Annotated in this window: 20 protein-coding genes; 5 read left to right on the forward strand and 15 right to left on the reverse strand. The window is 55.6% G+C overall.

What is annotated here, in order from left to right:
• Nucleotides 1–3: 3 nt before the first annotated feature.
• Complete coding sequence (gene gloB / locus B145_RS0106355; protein WP_018605989.1) at nucleotides 4–768, forward strand: hydroxyacylglutathione hydrolase; 765 nt, start codon at nucleotides 4–6, stop codon at nucleotides 766–768.
• A 9-nt stretch (nucleotides 769–777) separates the two neighbouring features.
• Here gloB and B145_RS0106360 read toward each other — a convergent pair whose 3' ends face one another.
• Both B145_RS0106360 and B145_RS0106365 read right to left on the reverse strand, forming a co-directional pair.
• Complete coding sequence (locus B145_RS0106360) at nucleotides 778–1,173, reverse strand: response regulator transcription factor (protein WP_018605990.1); 396 nt, start codon at nucleotides 1,171–1,173, stop codon at nucleotides 778–780.
• Nucleotides 1,173–2,123: a GGDEF domain-containing response regulator gene (locus B145_RS0106365; RefSeq protein ID WP_018605992.1), complete on the reverse strand. Its 951-nt coding sequence runs from the start codon at nucleotides 2,121–2,123 to the stop codon at nucleotides 1,173–1,175. The genes B145_RS0106360 and B145_RS0106365 overlap by 1 nt, the downstream gene beginning before the upstream one ends.
• Nucleotides 2,124–2,420: 297 nt before the next feature.
• Here B145_RS0106365 and trxA point away from each other — a divergent pair, with 297 nt between their 5' ends.
• From trxA to rpmE, 3 genes are all read left to right on the forward strand, one after another.
• Entirely contained in the window at nucleotides 2,421–2,747 is a 327-nt protein-coding gene (gene trxA / locus B145_RS0106375; RefSeq protein ID WP_018605995.1) for a thioredoxin TrxA, read from the forward strand.
• 203 nt (nucleotides 2,748–2,950) lie between these two features.
• The gene (gene rho / locus B145_RS0106380; protein ID WP_026258884.1) at nucleotides 2,951–4,210 is read left to right on the forward strand and encodes a transcription termination factor Rho; all 1,260 of its coding nucleotides are present in this window, start codon (nucleotides 2,951–2,953) and stop codon (nucleotides 4,208–4,210) included.
• A gap of 97 nt (nucleotides 4,211–4,307) precedes the next feature.
• Complete coding sequence (gene rpmE, locus B145_RS0106385) at nucleotides 4,308–4,517, forward strand: 50S ribosomal protein L31 (protein ID WP_018605999.1); 210 nt, start codon at nucleotides 4,308–4,310, stop codon at nucleotides 4,515–4,517.
• Between the two features lie 57 nt (nucleotides 4,518–4,574).
• On the opposite strand, the gene B145_RS28545 is transcribed toward rpmE, so the two are convergent.
• Entirely contained in the window at nucleotides 4,575–4,754 is a 180-nt protein-coding gene (locus B145_RS28545) for a hypothetical protein (protein WP_157288295.1), read from the reverse strand.
• Between the two features lie 19 nt (nucleotides 4,755–4,773).
• On the opposite strand from B145_RS28545, the gene B145_RS0106390 reads away from it, so the two are divergent.
• Complete coding sequence (locus tag B145_RS0106390; RefSeq protein ID WP_018606003.1) at nucleotides 4,774–6,411, forward strand: ArnT family glycosyltransferase; 1,638 nt, start codon at nucleotides 4,774–4,776, stop codon at nucleotides 6,409–6,411.
• A gap of 111 nt (nucleotides 6,412–6,522) precedes the next feature.
• Here B145_RS0106390 and B145_RS27275 read toward each other — a convergent pair whose 3' ends face one another.
• From B145_RS27275 to B145_RS24615, 12 genes are all read right to left on the reverse strand, one after another.
• Nucleotides 6,523–7,221 carry a hypothetical protein gene (locus B145_RS27275; RefSeq protein WP_018606004.1) on the reverse strand — a complete coding sequence of 233 codons (699 nt, stop codon included), beginning with the start codon at nucleotides 7,219–7,221 and terminating at the stop codon, nucleotides 6,523–6,525.
• Nucleotides 7,218–8,120, reverse strand: a complete 903-nt coding sequence (cysM, locus tag B145_RS0106400) for a cysteine synthase CysM (RefSeq protein ID WP_018606006.1) — start codon at nucleotides 8,118–8,120, stop codon at nucleotides 7,218–7,220. The genes B145_RS27275 and cysM overlap by 4 nt, the downstream gene beginning before the upstream one ends.
• Before the next feature lie 77 nt (nucleotides 8,121–8,197).
• Nucleotides 8,198–8,509: a DUF3135 domain-containing protein gene (locus tag B145_RS0106405; RefSeq protein ID WP_157288296.1), complete on the reverse strand. Its 312-nt coding sequence runs from the start codon at nucleotides 8,507–8,509 to the stop codon at nucleotides 8,198–8,200.
• Between the two features lie 302 nt (nucleotides 8,510–8,811).
• Entirely contained in the window at nucleotides 8,812–10,773 is a 1,962-nt protein-coding gene (locus tag B145_RS0106410; protein WP_018606011.1) for a chemotaxis protein CheA, read from the reverse strand.
• 64 nt (nucleotides 10,774–10,837) lie between these two features.
• Nucleotides 10,838–11,710, reverse strand: a complete 873-nt coding sequence (gene cheZ, locus B145_RS0106415; protein WP_018606013.1) for a protein phosphatase CheZ — start codon at nucleotides 11,708–11,710, stop codon at nucleotides 10,838–10,840.
• A gap of 79 nt (nucleotides 11,711–11,789) precedes the next feature.
• On the reverse strand, nucleotides 11,790–12,188 hold the full coding sequence (gene cheY / locus B145_RS0106420; RefSeq protein ID WP_026258885.1) for a chemotaxis response regulator CheY: 399 nt from the start codon (nucleotides 12,186–12,188) through the stop codon (nucleotides 11,790–11,792).
• Between the two features lie 16 nt (nucleotides 12,189–12,204).
• Nucleotides 12,205–13,152, reverse strand: a complete 948-nt coding sequence (locus tag B145_RS0106425; protein WP_018606017.1) for a chemotaxis protein — start codon at nucleotides 13,150–13,152, stop codon at nucleotides 12,205–12,207.
• A gap of 26 nt (nucleotides 13,153–13,178) precedes the next feature.
• Nucleotides 13,179–14,141, reverse strand: a complete 963-nt coding sequence (locus B145_RS0106430; RefSeq protein ID WP_018606019.1) for a chemotaxis protein — start codon at nucleotides 14,139–14,141, stop codon at nucleotides 13,179–13,181.
• Between the two features lie 572 nt (nucleotides 14,142–14,713).
• A complete protein-coding gene (locus B145_RS0106435; protein WP_018606021.1) occupies nucleotides 14,714–15,019 on the reverse strand; it encodes an STAS domain-containing protein in 306 nt (101 codons plus the stop codon).
• A 50-nt stretch (nucleotides 15,020–15,069) separates the two neighbouring features.
• On the reverse strand, nucleotides 15,070–16,134 hold the full coding sequence (locus tag B145_RS0106440; RefSeq protein ID WP_018606023.1) for a protein-glutamate methylesterase/protein-glutamine glutaminase: 1,065 nt from the start codon (nucleotides 16,132–16,134) through the stop codon (nucleotides 15,070–15,072).
• Between the two features lie 79 nt (nucleotides 16,135–16,213).
• Nucleotides 16,214–17,227, reverse strand: a complete 1,014-nt coding sequence (locus B145_RS0106445; protein WP_018606025.1) for a CheR family methyltransferase — start codon at nucleotides 17,225–17,227, stop codon at nucleotides 16,214–16,216.
• Between the two features lie 94 nt (nucleotides 17,228–17,321).
• A complete protein-coding gene (locus B145_RS24615) occupies nucleotides 17,322–18,494 on the reverse strand; it encodes a methyl-accepting chemotaxis protein (RefSeq protein ID WP_018606027.1) in 1,173 nt (390 codons plus the stop codon).
• Nucleotides 18,495–18,516: the final 22 nt, after the last annotated feature.

Genomic DNA, 18,516 nt, shown 5'->3' on the forward strand with positions numbered 1-18,516 from the left:
AACATGGAGATTGTTCCTCTTTCCGCCCTGCGCGACAACTACATCTGGACGCTGAACCGCGCCGGAGTATGCGTGGCTGTCGATCCCAGCGAGGCTACTCCCGTCCTGGCCCATCTGACCACCACCGGGCAAAAGCTGGTCGGCATCCTGTTGACCCATCGCCATGCTGATCATGTAGGGGGCATGACAGACTTGATCGCAGCCTGTGGCGAATTGGCGGTATATGGCCCGGATAGCGCCCAGATGCGCATGGTCACCCATCCAGTCAAAGATGGCATGCACCTGACGATCAGGGACATTGAGGCATCCATCACGGTATGGGCCGTACCCGGCCACACAGAAGAACATGTGGCCTATCTGTGCGACACGGCCTTGTTTTGCGGCGATACACTCTTTGGCGCTGGCTGTGGCAGACTGCTCGGCGGTACAGCCATGCAGCTACATGCTTCTCTTGAACGCATCCGTCACCTCCCCCCTCTCACCCACATTTACTGTGCGCATGAGTACACCTTGGCGAATCTGCGCTTCGCTCAGGCGGTTGAGCCGGGAAATGGTGCCATCACCGAACGCATCCAGGTTTGTGAGGTGCGTCGCCAACAGGGCAGGCCTACGCTTCCCAGCACACTGGCGCAAGAATTGGAAACGAATCCCTTTTTGCGCACTCACATCCCTGCCGTCAAACAGGCAGCGCAAAAACAAACCAGGCTGGAATTGGACTCAGACCTTGCCGTCTTTACGGCGCTCCGAGCCTGGAAAGATCATTTTTAAACGGTAGACCTACGAAGGCTTGCGTCCCAGCACAAGGTCCAGCGCGCCAACCACCTTGCCTGCATTGAAGGGTTTGACCAGATAACCCGAAGCCCCGCCCTCGATAGCGGCCTGCACCGTGTCACGATCCGTAGAACCGGTGACCATGATGACGCGAACCTCGGGGAATTCCTGCTTGAGTTGGTTGAGCACTTCAATCCCGCTCATGTCTGGCATCATCACATCCAGGCATACCACATTGGGCTGATGCTTTTTTACCAGCGCCAGGCCACCCGCGCCGTCACGCGCCTCCGCCACCACTTCAATCCCTTCGCTACGCAAGATGCTGCGCAGCATTGCACGCGTGGTGTCATTGTCGTCAATGATCACCAGCTTCACATGCGCAAAACGGTTCAACGCATCCATCAAGCATTCCCTTCAGGCGCAATTTCTACGCAGTTGCGCCCTTTCTGTTTGGCTGCATACAGGGCGGTGTCGGCCGCAAGAAGCAAAGACTCCTTGCTGTTGGCGCCTTTCTGCGGCACCACGCAAGCAACCCCGATACTGATGGAGACTTTTCCATCCTTCCCGCTACCATGAGGGATATCTAACCCGGCTACACCTTCCCGCATAGTTTCGGCAACCCGGAACGCACCGTCAACATCCGTATCGGGCAATACCACGGAAAATTCCTCGCCACCGTAGCGCGCTACAAGGTCAGCCGGGCGCCGCACACAGGATTGCAAAACGCCGGCAACCTCGCGCAAGCATTCGTCCCCCGCCTGATGCCCATACAAGTCATTGTATTGCTTGAAATAATCCACATCACACATCAAAACCGAGAGGGTTGCGCAGCTACGCGTGGCGCGTGCCCATTCGCGGGTGTAGATCTCGTCAAACTGGCGACGGTTGGAGATGCCCGTAAGTCCATCCACTGAAGACAGGCGTACCAGTTCGCGGTTGGCCTCGTCCAGACGACGGGTCAACACCACCAGCGAATAGCGCATCTGGGCAATCCGCTGCATGGCACGGACCTTGGCACTGAGCACAATCTCCGAAACCGGCTTGACCAGATAGTCGTCCCCCCCAACGGCGATCCCGTGCTCCAGATCCTCGTCACTGGTATGGGAAGTCAGAAAGATGATGGGAGTCCATTCTCCATCACGTTCCAGCTGGCGCATGCGCTTGGCGGTTTCATAGCCATCCATGCCCGGCATATTCACGTCCAGCAACACCAAGTCGGGGCGCTGCTCCTTGAAAAGCTCAATCCCGGCGGGGCCTTCGTTGGCAGACAAGGCTTCGATCCCCATTTTGCGCAACAAATGGCAGATGAGCATGGCGCTTGTCAGCGCGTCGTCGATGACCAGGGCTTTCATAGGGGGCATTCAAGTGAAGAATTTTCTATCAATCATTCTCTCATCAAAGCCTGATGGATACCTGCCAGAAAATGCCTGAAATACGCTCTTCTTCCCGCTTTGATGCCAAAAAGCTGCATGGCAGGAAACTCTTTGACACATAGCACCCACGGCAGTCTTCAAGAAGCCCCCTTTTGGTCATACCCGTGCAGCTTCCATCGTCGCCTGTTTTTGGTTACGATTTGCGCTTATACAATACCCCTCTCTGACCACGATCCCTTCTTTTCGGTCAGTTCAATTTTTTTGAGGCATCCCCCCATGAGCGATCTGATTATTCATGTTTCCGACAGCAGTTTTGAACAAGAAGTATTGAAGTCCGAACTCCCCGTTCTGCTGGACTACTGGGCTGAGTGGTGTGGCCCCTGCCGGGCCATAGCCCCGATTTTGGAAGAACTGGCGGGCGAATACGCTGGCAAGCTGGTTATTGCCAAGCTCAACATTGACGAGAACCCCCTCACCCCCGCCAAGTTTGGTGTGCGCGGCATCCCCACGCTGATGCTCTTCAAGGGCGGCAACGTGGAAGGTACCCAGGTAGGCGCCAAGCCGAAGGGGGATTTGGTCGAATTCGTCAAACGTTTCATTTAATCTACGCAAAGTGCATTGACAGGCCGAGGCTGACAGTCTACAGTCTCGGCAATAAACACCGCTGTAACCATACAAAAGCACAGTACAACCTGGATACAGCCAGTTTCCTGATTTAATACTCAACTCTCCTAGCATTCGCTTTGCGCCTGTGATGGCGCAGTCCTATCTATCTCACTCTATCTGGTCCATCCTCAAGGTTTGCCATGCATCTGTCAGAGCTAAAGGCTCATCACGTCAGCCAGCTTCTCGAAATGGCCCTCGCCAATGATATCGAGGGCGCCAATCGTCTGCGCAAGCAGGAACTTGTTTTCGCACTACTGAAAAACCGCGCCAAAAAAGGCGAGCCGATCTTCGGCGATGGCGCGCTCGAAGTGCTGCCCGACGGTTTCGGCTTCCTGCGCTCGCCAGACACCTCGTATCTGGCCGGTACTGACGATATTTACGTATCGCCCTCGCAGATCCGGCGCTTCAACCTGCACACCGGTGACACGATCGAAGGCGAGATCCGCACGCCCAAGGATGGCGAACGTTACTTTGCACTGGTCAAGGTCGACAAGATCAATGGCGAGCCGCCCGAGGCTTCCAAGCACAAGATCCTGTTTGAAAACCTCACCCCGCTGCACCCGAACCAGCCGCTCAAGCTGGAACGCGAGATGCGCGGCGAAGAGAACACCACCGGGCGGATCATTGACATGATTGCCCCGATCGGCAAAGGCCAACGCGGCCTGATAGTCTCCCCGCCCAAGTCCGGTAAAACGGTGATGCTGCAACACATCGCCCACGCCATTACTGCCAATCACCCCGAAGCCACGCTGATCGTCATGCTGATTGACGAACGTCCTGAAGAAGTGACGGAAATGCAGCGTTCGGTCAAGGGTGAAGTGGTCGCTTCCACCTTCGACGAACCCGCCACACGCCACGTGCAGGTAGCTGAAATGGTGATCGAGAAGGCCAAGCGTCTGGTCGAACACAAGCGCGACGTCATCATCCTGCTCGATTCGCTGACACGTCTGGCCCGCGCCTATAACACCGTGGTTCCTGCCTCTGGCAAGGTGCTGACAGGTGGTGTGGATGCCAACGCACTGCAAAAACCCAAGCGTTTCTTCGGTGCTGCGCGGAACGTGGAAGAAGGCGGTTCGCTCACCATCATCGCCACCGCGCTGATCGATACCGGCTCGCGCATGGATGACGTGATCTACGAAGAATTCAAGGGCACGGGCAACATGGAAATCCATCTGGATCGCCGCATGTCCGAAAAGCGCGTATACCCCTCGATCAACGTCAACCGCTCCGGCACCCGTCGGGAAGAGTTACTGATGGACCCCGTCAACCTGCAAAAGGTGTGGGTGCTGCGCAAGCTGCTCTACGGCATGGACGACCTGGAAGCGATGGAATTCCTACTCGACAAGATTCGCCAGACCAAGGCAAACAGCGAATTCTTCGACGCCATGCGCCGAGGCTAAGGCAGGCAGAAGTTTCCATCCCGGGATTATTGGGATATAATGCGCGACTCACGCAATGGGCGGCCACATTCACCGCCCGCGAACAAAGGAATAGATGATGAAGACCGAAGGACATCCGAATTACGTTGAAGTGGCTGTGACCTGCTCTTGTGGCAACTCCTTCAAGACCCGTTCCACTCTGGGCAAAGAAAAGTACCACGTTGAAGTGTGTTCTGAATGCCACCCGTTCTGGACCGGCAAGCAAAAGATTATCGACACTGCAGGTCGTGTCGAACGCTTCCGCCAAAAGTACGGCAAGCGTGGCTAATTCAGCCATTGCTGACAAAAGAGGCAGCTTCGGCTGCCTTTTTTATTTTTCGCATATTTATTTTTCGCATATCCTCCAAAATGCAGACAATGGCGTCACCACAGACAACTTGGCTGCCTCTGCCCGAGTTGTTTTTTGCCCTGCTGCTTCAAGCCGTTTTGAGAACCCGCCACCGCTAAGCTTCACCCAAGCTGGCTGAGTGGAAATTGCTTTAAAATCGGCATCACGCACATTCATCGCAAGACCTTCTTACTCCATGCAATTGAGCGAATTCCCAAGCAGCAAGCCCATCATTCAGGTTCCCAACTGGGCGCTTTTCCTGCTCTTCTTCGCTTACGCTCTGCCTGGAACAATAGGTCACGCCCCCTGGCGCGGAGACGATGTACTGCACATTGCCGCCACCGCCAGCCTACTGCGTGAAGGCCACTGGCTCACCCCTTATCTGGCGGGAACCCCCTATACCGATTGGCCACCGCTGACTTACTGGCTTGGTGCCATCACAGGAAAGCTTTTTTCCTGGCTCCTGCCCATGCACGATGCAATCCGCCTGAGCATGGTGGCAGCACTTGCCGTGTTTGTATGGTTCCTGCGGCAAGCCGCCAAGGAGTTCTATGGCCGGGAGGTGGCCTCGGCTACGGTTCTGCTCACCCTGGGGTCACTGGGTCTGCTGATCCACGCCCACGAGATGCAGCCACAGATCGTGGTGCTGGCCTGCTCAGCCCTTAATCTGTATGGCCTGACCTGCCTGCGTACCCGCGCCCGAACCGGTGCACTCATACTGGGGGCCGCCAGTGGAGCGGCCTTCCTTGCCAACGGCCTGATCGGCCTTGCGCTGACCCTGCCTTTATTCGCGGTGGCAGTGGCAGTGTTTCCTGAATGCAGGGGCAAGGCGTTTTTCCGTGCCGCAGCCTGGGGGCTGTTGCCTTTGCTTGCACTGACGCTGATCTGGCCGATTCTACTGGCAATTTTTGATTCCGCCTACCTAGGGGCCTGGTGGGCTAATCAGCTGGAACAAATCCAGCCACATACCGGCCACCTCCAGCAATTCAAAACCTTGAGTAACCTGCTCGGCTGGTTCACCTGGCCGCTGTGGCCGGTCGCAGCCTGGTCGCTATGGTTCAGACGTGGCCGATATGTCGACTTTGGGCATGCCTTCCCGATTGCCGCCCTGTGTCTGGCTCTATGGATTGCCATTACCACCGGGCCGCTGCGCCCTGCCAACGTATTGCCACTGCTGCCCGCCCTGATCCCCATGGCCGCCGCCGAGTTGTGCCGCCTGCGCAGAGGGGCTTCAAACGCGTTCGATTGGTTTGGCGTGCTCACCTTCTCGATCCTTGGGCTGTTCCTGTGGCTCGCCTGGACCGGCCTGAACTTGGGTTGGCCTGCGGCACTATCCCGCAACGTGGCCCGCATCATGCCCGGCTACCATCCTTCATGGATGATGCTTGAACTGATTATTGCCTCCCTGCTCTCTGGCGCCTGGATCATCTCTCTCTTCAAAGTTCCCTTTTTCCCGCTACGCGGCGCTGTTCACTGGGCACTTGGCGTCACCCTCACCTGGGGGCTTGCTACCACGCTATGGCTGTCGTGGTTTGATTACGATAAAAATTACAACCAGATCTCTGCCCAGATCGTCTCGGCCATCCAGGCGCAACCAGATTCAGCCCAAACCTGCGTGATAGGACGCGATACAGGTGATGTCCAACGCGCCGGTCTGTATTACTTCGGCAATTTCAAGCTCGCCACCGCAAACACCTCCTCATGCAAGCTGATGCTGAGCTACGTGGCCGGCAAACGTGACCTGCCTGTCATCGAACCGGGCTGGCAATTGGTCTGGCAAGCCAATCGGGGACGTGGGCGTCTGCAAGAAAAATTCGCGCTCTATCGCCAATGAGATTTGCGGGCAGATATCCTGCCCGCTTCTCTATGCGGGTGATTTGTCGTTCTGGCAGGTGAAACACGGCCCATCAAACAACCCTATCCAGGGCCGGTTTGATAGGGCAAGCTAGATCAATCGGGCCAATTGCTGGCCACGTGTCTGGTACTGTTCAGTGTCAATACAGCCCATGACAAGCTGGTGGCGCAATAGAGCGTAATGACTGAGTACAGCGACCTGTACGCCCAAAATCAAGTCAGTATCATATTTCCTGGCCAGCCATAGTCGCCAAGGATCATCATTGGGGGCCAGCACAAAAGAATCTGGCAGCAGCCCCGGCATGGCAATGGAAAATTCCCTCAAATTGATACCCGCCACACCACAAGCCTGCGCCAAGTCGAGCCAGTCCTGCCTCGGCAATAAGGGCTCCTGGCCCGCTTGCGGCCCCAACACCTGGGCATGAACGCGACAGCGCAACAAAGGCAGCAATCCCCCTTCATCCCAATAAGACACTTGCCCCTTGAAGCACCCCAGGGCCTGAGACGCTTTTTGCAGGATCAAGGACTCGCTCAGCGCTGGCGCGGCAAAGCTCTGAAGCGTAAAGCCTCCCTCAGCAGCATAAGCCAGCAAAACGATCTGGCGGATCTGGCAAAGGTGAGCGGGGAGATCGGCATGGCCGGTTTTGACGCGCTGACGTTGAAACGCGTATTCAGCCACTTCAAAATCAGACAAATCGTGCGGCAGGGCATACAGGCGGCGCAGCGCCGCAATATCTGGCAGCGTCTGGACCGCAAAGCTCAGACAGGAATCGGCTCGCATCTTGATCACGCCGGAAACACTCCGGTCGACAGATACCGATCGCCTCGATCGCAGACAATGCTAACGATGACGGCATCCTTAAGCTCGCTCGCCAGTTTGATGGCTACGCTAGCAGCGCCGCCGGAGGAAATGCCAGCGAAGATGCCCTCTTCGCTGGCAAGACGTCGCGTCACTTGCTCAGCCGCTGCTTGTGAAACGTATTCAATCCGATCTACCAAAGCCTTGTTGTAAATGGTGGGCAGATAGGCTTCAGGCCACTTACGAATACCGGGGATCTGGGAGCCCTCTTCAGGTTGGCAGCCAATGATCTGGATGGCGGGGTTCTTTTCCTTCAGGAAACGTGCAACCCCCATAATGGTGCCGGTCGTCCCCATGCTGCTGACGAAATGGGTCACGCGGCCCTTGGTCTGTTCCCAGATTTCTGGCCCAGTGCCCTCGTAATGGGCAATCGGATTGTCCGGATTACCGAACTGGTCGAGGATGACCCCCTGCCCTTCATCACGCATACGTGTGGCCACATCGCGGGCCATTTCCATCCCCCCTTCACGCGGGGTCAGAACCAGCTCGGCGCCAAAAGCGCGCATGGTCTGACGACGCTCAATGCTTTGATTCTCCGGCATGATGAGCACCATACGATAGCCCTTGATGGCCGATGCCATTGCCAGTGCAATACCAGTATTGCCACTGGTAGCCTCAATCAGGGTATCACCGGGTTTGATGTCGCCACGCGCCTCGGCGCGGCAGATCATGGAGAGTGCGGGACGGTCTTTGACCGAGCCAGCAGGGTTATTCCCCTCCAGCTTGGCCAATACCACGTTTCCATTTTGGGCAGCCAACTCACCCGGCAGGCGCTTGAGGCGCACCAGCGGAGTTTGGCCGACGTAATCTTCTAGGCTGGGGTAGTCCATGAGTCAGGGTCGAAATCAATTGCGAACCCTAGATGATACCGGACTCGGCACAGCCCATCACGTAAAAAGCTCGGGGACTAATCCTTGAGCTGAGCAAGGCTATTGTGGAAAGAGACTGACTCTTCGCGCAGGCGCATCATGTTGCTGTGCAGGGCATCCAGATGTTCACCCATCATGCCAACGATCACCTTGACGGCCTTCATGGGGCTGGCGGCCTCAGCACGGGCACAATCGATTGTGTTTTGAAACTGCCAGAGCCGATCCGTCAGGTAATCTGGGGCCGTTTCAATGAAATCCGCAATCAATTTTTGCCGGGCCAGGAAGAAAGCAGCAGGGTCCTGCTCTGCCAGTTTTCTCCATTGGTCAAAATCAAAATCATCCGCCGACACGCTCATTCCCCTTACACACTTTCACGCGACACACTGAAATGGTATGCAGAAAATGTACCATCAACAAGCTGACGACATGGTGCAAGGCAGCGTTAGGACACTGAGTTTACAGGCAAGAAACGCCGCAAAACCATGCTGACACATGGCCAAACGGGCAAAAAACCTGCATCACGAAAAACCAGAAGAAGGCGACAGGCGGAAACTTTGGGACATTCACCGTCTGGTCTCGATTCCCAAAATTGTCACATCTCCAAATAAAAACGGGGCTACAAAGTGCCCCGTTTTGGTACGCCCAGTGCAGATCAGGCTGCGCTGGCGACGCGGTTTTCCAGCAACAGCTGGGCACGGGTCGCTACCCGCTGCTCGCCCATACTAGAAAGAAGTTCCTTCATGTCGAGAATCAACACGATCTGACCGTTCGACAAAGTCGTTACACCTGCCACACCCTTGGGACGGAAGTCATCCAGGGACTTGATCACGGCATCTTCGCGGCCTGCGAAGGAATCGATTGCCAGGATAAAGCTTTGCTCGGCCGACTGCATGAGCACACCATATTCGGGCACCGTTTCTTGCGGCCACCCCAGCAGGGAGGCCAAGGTGACGATCGGCAGCACTTCGCCGCGCACCACCATGGTGGCTCGCCCACCCAGTTCCTGAACTTCCTTGGGTTCGATGGGCAGAATTTCGCGCACCATCGACAGCGGCACAGCAAAAGGCTGTTCGCCCAGGCACACCAGCAACACCGGCAAAATCGCCAGGGTCAGCGGCAGCGAGATGATGAAGCTTGTACCCTTGCCTTGTTCCGAACGGATATCGATAGAGCCGTTCAGCTTCTGGATATTAGTACGCACCACATCCATACCCACGCCACGCCCAGACACATCCGACACGGAGCTGGCAGTGGAGAAGCCGGGGAGGAATATCAGATTGAAGCTCTGACGTTCATCCATGGTGTTGGCTTCTTCATCAGAAATGAGCCCCTTTTCCAGCGCCTTGGCACGCAGGCGTTCAGGGTTCATGCCGTGGCCGTCGTCTGAGACGACGATCACAATGTGATCCCCCTCTTGCCGCGCTTCAAGCTTGACGATGGATTTTTCCGGCTTGCCCATCATCATCCGCTCATTGGGCAACTCAACGCCGTGGTCGACCGCATTGCGGATCAGGTGGATGATCGGGTCGGAGAGGTCTTCGATCATCGTCTTGTCGATTTCGGTCTCTTCCCCTTCAAGCACCATCTCGACATCCTTGCCCAAAGAACGGGCGAGGTCTCGGGCAATACGCGGATACTTCTGGAACAGACGACCAATCGGCTGCATGCGGGTCTTCATGACTGCGTTTTGCAGATCCGAGACAAGCAGATCCAGCTGGCTAACGGCCAGATCCAGTGCATGCATGGTATCCGTGTCATTCTTGCCATTCAGGATGTCACTCCTCAAGGCAGTCAGCCGGTTCTTGGTGAGCCCGATTTCACCGGACAGGTTGAGCACCTGATCCAGACGCGAGGTATCCACACGGATGGAATTATCCCGCTGGCGCTCCCCTTCGCGGCGCCCCCCTGGAGGCCCTTGGTAGCCGGGCTTGTCGGTTGCCCGACGGCCAACGGCTGCAGTAATGATCTTCTGCGCGGAGTCCTCTGACAGATGCTGCTCTTCTTCCTGCTCAGGCACATCCAGCACCTGGGGAGCCGGAACGTTACCGGACACAGGTGTAGCAACGGCCTTGCCGGTTGGCGTCACCCCGGTCACAGCGTGATAGTAGGCATCCCAGTCCGGGCCATTGGCTTCATTGCCTGAAGGCACACTGGCTGCAGCCGCTGCAGGTTTTGCCGGTGCGGCGGCAGGCGCCGCAGCAGGTGCGGCCCGCCCCGTCAACTTACCAGCCAGCGCCTGCTTGATGTTGTTCAGCAAGGCCGCGTCGGCAGACGCAGGTTGCATGCCACGCTCCAGGTCGCCAAACATCGAGCGCACAGCTGCAGTGGCACCCAAGATGGAGTCAAGCATCTCCGGGGTGACCTGCAATTCACCGGTCCGCAGCTTGTCGAACAGGTTCTCGGTCAGGTGACACAAGGTGACCAGCTCGGTTGCATTGAGGAATCCAGCGCCACCCTTGATAGTGTGGAAGCCTCTGAAGATCTCATTCAATAATGGCAAATCGTGAGGTGTGCGCTCAAGATCGACAAGTTTGTTGTCGACGCCCGAGAGCAAATCCCCAGCTTCAATCAGGAAATCCTGTAACAGATCTTCCATTCCCGCGAAATCGCTCATAGCTGACTCCGGTTCGTTTCTAGCCAATTACTTCTGAACACTTACACGGCATAGCCGATCCTGATCAGAACCCCAAGCTTTCGAGCAAGTCATCCACCTGTTCTTGGCTCGTCACCACGTCTTCCCTACCCTTCGAATCCACAACCGGGCCGTTGAGCAAACCATCCTGGGTTTGGGTGCGCTTGTTCTCTGGCATGATGTCGATCAGCACCTTGAGCAAACCGTCTTCCATTTTGGAAGCCATTTCCACAATCTTTTTGATCACCTGACCAGTCAGATCCTGGAAGTCCTGCGCCATCATGATTTCCATCAACTGTTCATTGACCACCTTGCTGTCTTGCTGGGTCTGGTCCAGAAAGGCACGCGTTTCGCCTGCCAGGGCCTTGAACTCTTCAACAGACAACTTTTTGTCATACAGTTGGGACCAGCGGGAACCCAGCGAAGCCGCACGATCTTCAATACGATCCTGAATCGGCTTGGCAATGTCGGTCGCATTGAGAACGCGGCTCGCCGCCTGCTCGGTCATCTGCGAGATGTAGCTCAGGCGCTGACGCGCGTCCGGCAGTTTCTCCGCAGTTTCCTCAAGCATTTTGTCATAGCCGAGCTGCCGGATCGTGTCATGCAACAAGCGGGTCAGCTGCCCAATTTGCAAAAACGCCTGCTCTTGACGCTGCTCTGTTGACATGGAGGCAGAAGCCGCCACGGCTTCCTTGATATTCACACCAACCGCTTCAGCCGGGACGTCTGCCCCCGGGCTCTTTTCAACCATGCTATCAAACAGCGCCTGCAACTCCGCTGAATCACCGACAGTATCTATTTCTGCAACATTCTCTGGTTCTGCCGTCTTGTTCTGATTTGCCGACTCTGCGATTGAATCAAACAATGCTTGCAACTCTTCATTATCACCAGATTCATCCGATTTCAGCCTTTTGGCCATGATGATGACTCCTAATTCTTTTCTGTCGAATGGCAACGCACCACACTACATGCGCCCAGGATCACGGGATATGCCAGCATCAAGCCGACTTCTTATCCATTTTCTCAAAGATCTTCGCCAGTTTTTCCGACAGAGTTGCTGCGGTGAACGGCTTCACGATATAGCCGCTGGCTCCCGCTTGGGCAGCTTCAACAATATTTTCTTTCTTGGCCTCTGCCGTGATCATCAACACGGGCAGATGGCTCATTTGCGCATTCGCGCGAATTGCACGCAGCAATTCAATGCCTGTCATATTCGGCATATTCCAGTCTGTCACCACGAAGTCGATGCCACCGGAACTGAGTTTTTGCATGGCAACCACGCCATCTTCAGCTTCATCGACGTTGGTGTATCCCAACTCTTTCAGGAGATTCCGAACAATTCGACGCATTGTCGAAAAGTCATCAACCACCAGGAATTTCATTTTTGGGTCCGACATAGTTGTGTTTCTCCGGTTAGTCCTTGAAGACCTTTAAAAGATAGGGACGCAAGGTGTCGGCAAGTATCTCAGCATCAAACTTGGCCACATAGGCATCCACCCCGACGGCTTTGCCCATGGAACGATTGGCTTCTGAAGACAACGACGAATGCATAACAACGGGGATCCCATCGAAACGGGCATCATTCTTAATATTGCGTGTGAGTACGTAGCCATCCATTTCAGGCATTTCAGCGTCGACCAGGATGAGGCTGATTTCATCAGCCAGACGCCGCTTCTGCTGTTGCGCATGGGCTGCCATGCCATCCAGGCGGGTCCAGGCTTCCAAACCATTCAGGGCATGTTTGTGACGTGCGCCGAGCTTATCAAGCACTTCAACAATCTTCTTGCGGGCAATGGCCGAATCATCAACAAAGAAGACGTTGGCTTCGATACTGTTGCCCAATGCCGAAATCTGACCGACAGGGGCCTCACCAAAGGTTTGCGCCAGAATGGTCTCGACGTCGAGGATCGACACCAGTTTGCCATCGGCCAATTCCGTAATGGCGGTGATATTGTTCTGGGTGGAACCTGCCATGTTCTCAGGCTGACGCACCTTATCCCATTCAACGCGGATGATGCGATCAACCCCCTCGACCAGGAAGCCCAGGGTGCGTTTGCTGTATTCGGTCACCATCATCGACCCGCCCAAGCCCTGGCCCGGCTTGGCAAGCCCCAGCACCTTGGCCAGCGAAAGCACAGGGATCACGTTGCCACGCAAGGAGATCAGCCCCTCCACGCCGCTGGGCATGTTGGGTGCCTTAGTGATGAAGGGGGTTCGGCAGACTTCTCGAACCTTGAATACATTGATGCCGAATATTTCACTGGTTCCCAAGGAGAACAGCAGGATCTCCATACGGTTGGAGCCAGCCAGCTTGGTACGGGCATCCACCGTTTCAAGCAGATTCGTATTGGCGCGTTCCATTGACATTCCCTTTCCCCGCCCCTGTCTCAGATGACATCAACAACTTGATCCGGCGACAACATGGCCCGCAGAGAGTCAGCCAGCCGATGCGGTTCAAATTTATGTACGTAGCCATCCACCCCCACAGATTTGCCCAGGGTCTGGTTCGACATGCTGGATAGCGATGAGTGCATCAACACGGGGACGCCGTCAAAGCGTGGGTCCGACTTGATTTTTTTGGTCAGGATATAACCATCCATTTCGGGCATTTCCACATCGGTGAGCACCAGATTGAGGATTTCCCATACTTTTCGCCCCGTCACATCTGCATGCTTGGCGATGCGCTCAAGCTCTTCCCAGGCGACACGGCCATTGACGGTGGAAACAAAGCGGATGTTCATGGCCTTGAGCGTCTTTTCGATCTGCTTGCGCGCCACCGAGGAATCGTCGGCGAACAGCACCATGAAGTCACGGTCGACCGGCTTGATGTCTTTGAACAGGTACTCGTCATCGTATTTGGTCGTTTCGGAGAGTACCTTCTCCACGTCCAGCATCATGATCAGGCGGCCATCCTCCAACTCTGTCACGGCCGTGACCAAGCCCCCAAGCTTGGAGGTCAGCATTTCGGGAGGAATCCTCATCTGCGCCCAATCCAGGCGCAGGATGGTATCCACGGCTTCCACCAGGAAGCCTTGGGTGTGACCATTATACTCGGTCACGATCATGATTTCGCGCTTGCGCTCCGGGTCAATCCCGGCGTATTTGGCCAAATCCACCACAGGCACCAACTGGCCGCGCAGCGAAACCATCCCTTCCACCCCGTCCTGCATATCAGGCGCGGCGGTGATGGGGGGGGTTCGCATCACTTCGCGTACCTTGAATACGTTGATACCAAAACTTTCCTTGCGACCGGTCCGTTCATCCGTCCCGAGCGAGAAGAGCAAGATTTCCAACTTGTTCGTTCCTGCAAGCCGCGTTCTCGCATCGATACTTTTCAACAGTTCCGACATGGCATTCTCCGTTCCATGAACCAGTCTCTCCAATGACTGAGCGCGTCCTGCGCAGCACCTGAAGGGTTTACGACACCCGTCCTCAGAACTTGAGGCCAGTTGTGGCGTTCGCGTGAGGCTCCCCCCATTTGCGCCATATCTTGCCACGATCCCCACTTTTTCCTGCCAAGAAGGATTCTTGCATCAATATACCCTGGCAAGCGTAAATTACTGCTAAAACCACGTAATATTGCAAACCTGCAAAGGAAGTATCCATCCAGGGCGCACAAGAACAACAAATCCACCCTTAGGGGCGAGTGCGTGCAGAACACAGTCGGTGCAATGGCCCTGTAAGGCACCATGCATGAGGAAATTGGCGCAGAATCGGCCCCACATGGAGCGCGACAAAAATTCACGGTGTTCCAACATCAGCCAGTCGCGAGCCTGGCTGCAGGTCAAGACACAACAACTGACAATCCGCTGGAATACTCCAACGCACTGAGAGGGCTCAGCCACCGCCACGGGGCGCAACGCAAACCTTGCCAGCCCCCTCTGGTAACCGCCGTGCCCCACGCGTCAAGAGCATCCCGAAATCAGGTGATTGAAAACAGCTTGGAGAAGTTGGCGATATCCAGCACCTGGCGGACACTCCCCTTGACCCCCACCAGCGCCACCTCTTTGCTGGAAGCTTTGGCCTTGTCCCTGAGCATCAGCAGCATCCCCAATGCTGAACTATCAAGATAAGTCACCTCGGCCAGATCAACCTGAACAGCACGGTTGCCGGCTTGAGACAACAAGCCATCAACGGCTTCCCGGAATTCGCGATGGGCCTTGAAATCAAACCGGCCAGACAAACGCAATACTGCTTGCGAATCTTTGATCGTTACCTGCGTATCCATCACGGATCTCCTATTGGAAAACTACTGGCACGGCAGTTGAGCCCTTGCCATCAATTATTACCTTCCGGCGTACGCAAACGGGCCAATACCCGTGCTGCAACATCCGCAAGCGAAGCAACCTCATTGGCAGCACCGTTGATCGTTGCCTCACGCGGCATACCCCAAACAACCGAACTATCCTGATCTTGGCAGATGTTATACGCACCCGCCTTGCGCATAGCCAACATTCCTTGCGCTCCATCCTTACCCATTCCGGTCAGCATCACTCCCAATGCCTGCACCCCCACATGCTTGGCGGCCGAATGAAACAGAACATCTACCGAAGGACGATGCCGATTCACCGGTTCAGCACGAGACAGTTCGCACTGGAAACCACCCACGACCCGTTTGACTGACAAGTGAGAATGACCCGGCGCAATATAGGCAATGCCGGATTTTACCCTCTCGCCATCTTCCGCTTCCTTGACGGTGATCTTACACAATCCGTCAAGCCGCTTGGCAAACGAGCCCGTAAACATTTCGGGCATATGCTGCACGATCAGAATGCCTGGCATTTTTTCAGGAAACCGTGTCAGAACTTCCTTGATCGCCTCCGTCCCACCTGTGGATGCCCCAATAAATACCAATTTTTCCTGCAATATGCGCCCGCCCAAAGGTACATTCCCATCCTGCGCAGTGGTGACAAGGTTTGCAGCAGGCCGACGCCGCCCCTGTCCCCAGGAGGTTTTCGCAGCGCGAATCTTGTCACAGATTTCTTCTGCATAGGCCTGAATCCCCCCCACGGGATTGACTTTGGGCTTTGATACAAAATCCACCGCCCCCAACTCCAGCGCCCGCAAGGTGGTTTCAGACCCATGCGTGGTCAAGCTTGACACCATGATGATGGGCATAGGTTGCGAACACATGATGCGCTCAAGAAACTCCAGCCCGTTCATATGGGGCATATCCACATCAAGCGTCATCACCTCTGGCCTGTGTTTTTTGATCGCCTCTGCAGCCTCCAGTGCAGATTTTGCTGTTCCCACCACTTGCAAATCCGCCGAAGCATTGATGACTTCGGACAATACTGCACACATCAGGGCAGAGTCATCCACCACCAACACCCGGGTCTTCATGCCATATGCTCCGCAAAAATCAACGCATTGCCCCACCCAAATGTCACGCTATCTCACTCATGCAAACCTGCTTGCCTTCTCAGCGGCGAGCGTAAGCGTCCGCACGTGCATACACAGTTTTGCCCAAAGATTTGAAAAGATTGGCCGCGTGGATGAAATTCTCCGAATGCCCGGCATAGAGCAGCCCCTGGGGCTGCAACATGGAGACAAAACGTTCGAGAATTGCATACTGCGTCTGCTTGTCAAAATAAATCATCACGTTACGACAGAAGATGGCATCAAAGGTTTCGCGCAACGCCCAGGTGGCATCCAGCAGATTCACCTGTTTAAAGGTAATCAGTCTCTGCAGCTCCGGGCGAACCTTGATGTGCCCATCCTGCACCCCGGTTCCGCGTAAAAAGAAACGCTGTACCCGTTCGGCATCCAGCCGATCAACGCGATCCTGGGTATAGACGCCCTTTTGTCCATGCGCCAGAACATTGGTATCCAGGTCAGAGGCCAGAATCTGCACGGGCGGGTTGTTGCCAAACACCTCGCATGCCGTGATGGCCAATGAATAGGGCTCCTCACCCGTTGACGCGGCACAGCACCAGATTTTGAACGGACGACGGTCTGCATTCTTACGCATCTGCTCGGCAAGCAAATCAAAGTGATGCGCCTCGCGGAAAAAAGAAGTTAGGTTCGTCGTCAGTGCGTTAACAAAGGCTTCCCACTCGGCTGCATCGTTTCCTTTTTCAAGCTGGTCCAGATAATCCACAAAACGCTTCAAGCCCTTGGCACGCAATCGCCTGGCCAAACGGCTATACACCATGTCCTGCTTGACCGGAGACAGTGAGATACCTGCCCGCTTGTAGATCAGGGCGCGGACACGTTCAAAATCGTGATTCGAATACTCAAACTCACGCACACCGGTGTCAATCTTCTTCAAGGCATCCATGATAGCCAATCGTGGATTGGCTGTCGCGCTGGCTGCGCTTTTGTCGGTGGCAGGCCGAATCCCGCCTGCCGATGTAGCCAAGCGCGATGTTGCCTGGGTGCTCCCGGTAACCGGGCGCGACAAACCGGGGGCATTGTTCTTGTCCTTTTCCACCATTCTGGCTCTTCCTATTCCGACTTGTCAGTCAAACCTACCGCAAACAGCCCGCAGGCATTCACCCTAGCATGATGAAAACATCGATCAGCCACTCTCAAAACAGATCCACCGAACCTTCTTCAAACGCCTTCTGCGTCACCGGCGGGCGACACTCCTCTGCCCGTAGATCACGCACCACCTGTGCTATGCGTTGCAGCCCGCTCTCAATGCTCTGCTGCCCACCGCCTGCCTTAAGCTGCCCCGAGAGTGCCTGCATTTCTTCAGCCGCCGTGCTCAACAGATCAACTCTACGCCCCATGTGCTCGATGAGCTGGGAGACCAGGTCCTGGAACTGCAGGGCCACCACGGCTTTGCCCACTTCCGTATCCATGGACTGCGCCGTTTCTGCCAGCTTCCCCACAGCATGCTCACGAGAGCAGTTCAGGCTGTCAATCTGGTTCAGGATTGATTCAATCTGCAGCTTGGAATGAAACGCAAACCCCATATCCTGCGAGGCCATGCGATTGATGGCCTCTTCGGTCTGCGCCACAATGGCCCGCATGCCATGCATCACCGCGCTGATCTCTTGAGAAAAACGTGCGGTGCGTTCAGACAAGCCGCGCACCTCATCGGCCACCACCGCAAAACCACGCCCAGACTCTCCGGCTCTTGCAGATTCAATCGAAGCATTCAGCGCCAACAAATTGGTCTGCTTGGCAATGGCATTGATCTGTTTGACCGATTGCTCCACCTCGTCTGTATGTTTGACCATCTCATCGGTCAGACCCACCACCTCCATGGCGACACGGCTGGAGCCGACGATACTGTCAATAATCCGCTGCATCGCCTCTGAAGTGTTTTGGGCAAACACATCAAAGCCAACATCTGCGTCCCCTGCATTCTTGCTGGCAGCCACCAGCATCAAATCCTGCTGTGCACTGGACAAGGCATGCATCCCCTGGAAACTGGTCGTCAGTTGCCCCACCGCGCCCACCAGAATCTCTTGCACCCGGGTCACTTCATCATGCACGGCATGGCATTGTGAAGCCATCAGCCCGGCAACCTGTTCCAATGCTTCATCTACATGATCAGCCCCAACGTGGCACGCTACGGACTCTGACGGGAAGGACCGGGCCACTTTATGACACCATAGCCATCCACTCCCCCAAACCCCGGCACACAACAAGACCATGCCTGCAGCCCATGTCGGCATTTGCCAGGCCCATACAGCCAAGCCTGCTGTCATCACCACAGCGATTGCCAAAAATATGACTTGAGACTGCTTCATCCAAGCATCCCGCCTTTCGTGC

Origin of the sequence: Uliginosibacterium gangwonense DSM 18521, assembly GCF_000373965.1 — a bacterium.
GTDB lineage: Bacteria > Pseudomonadota > Gammaproteobacteria > Burkholderiales > Rhodocyclaceae > Uliginosibacterium > Uliginosibacterium gangwonense.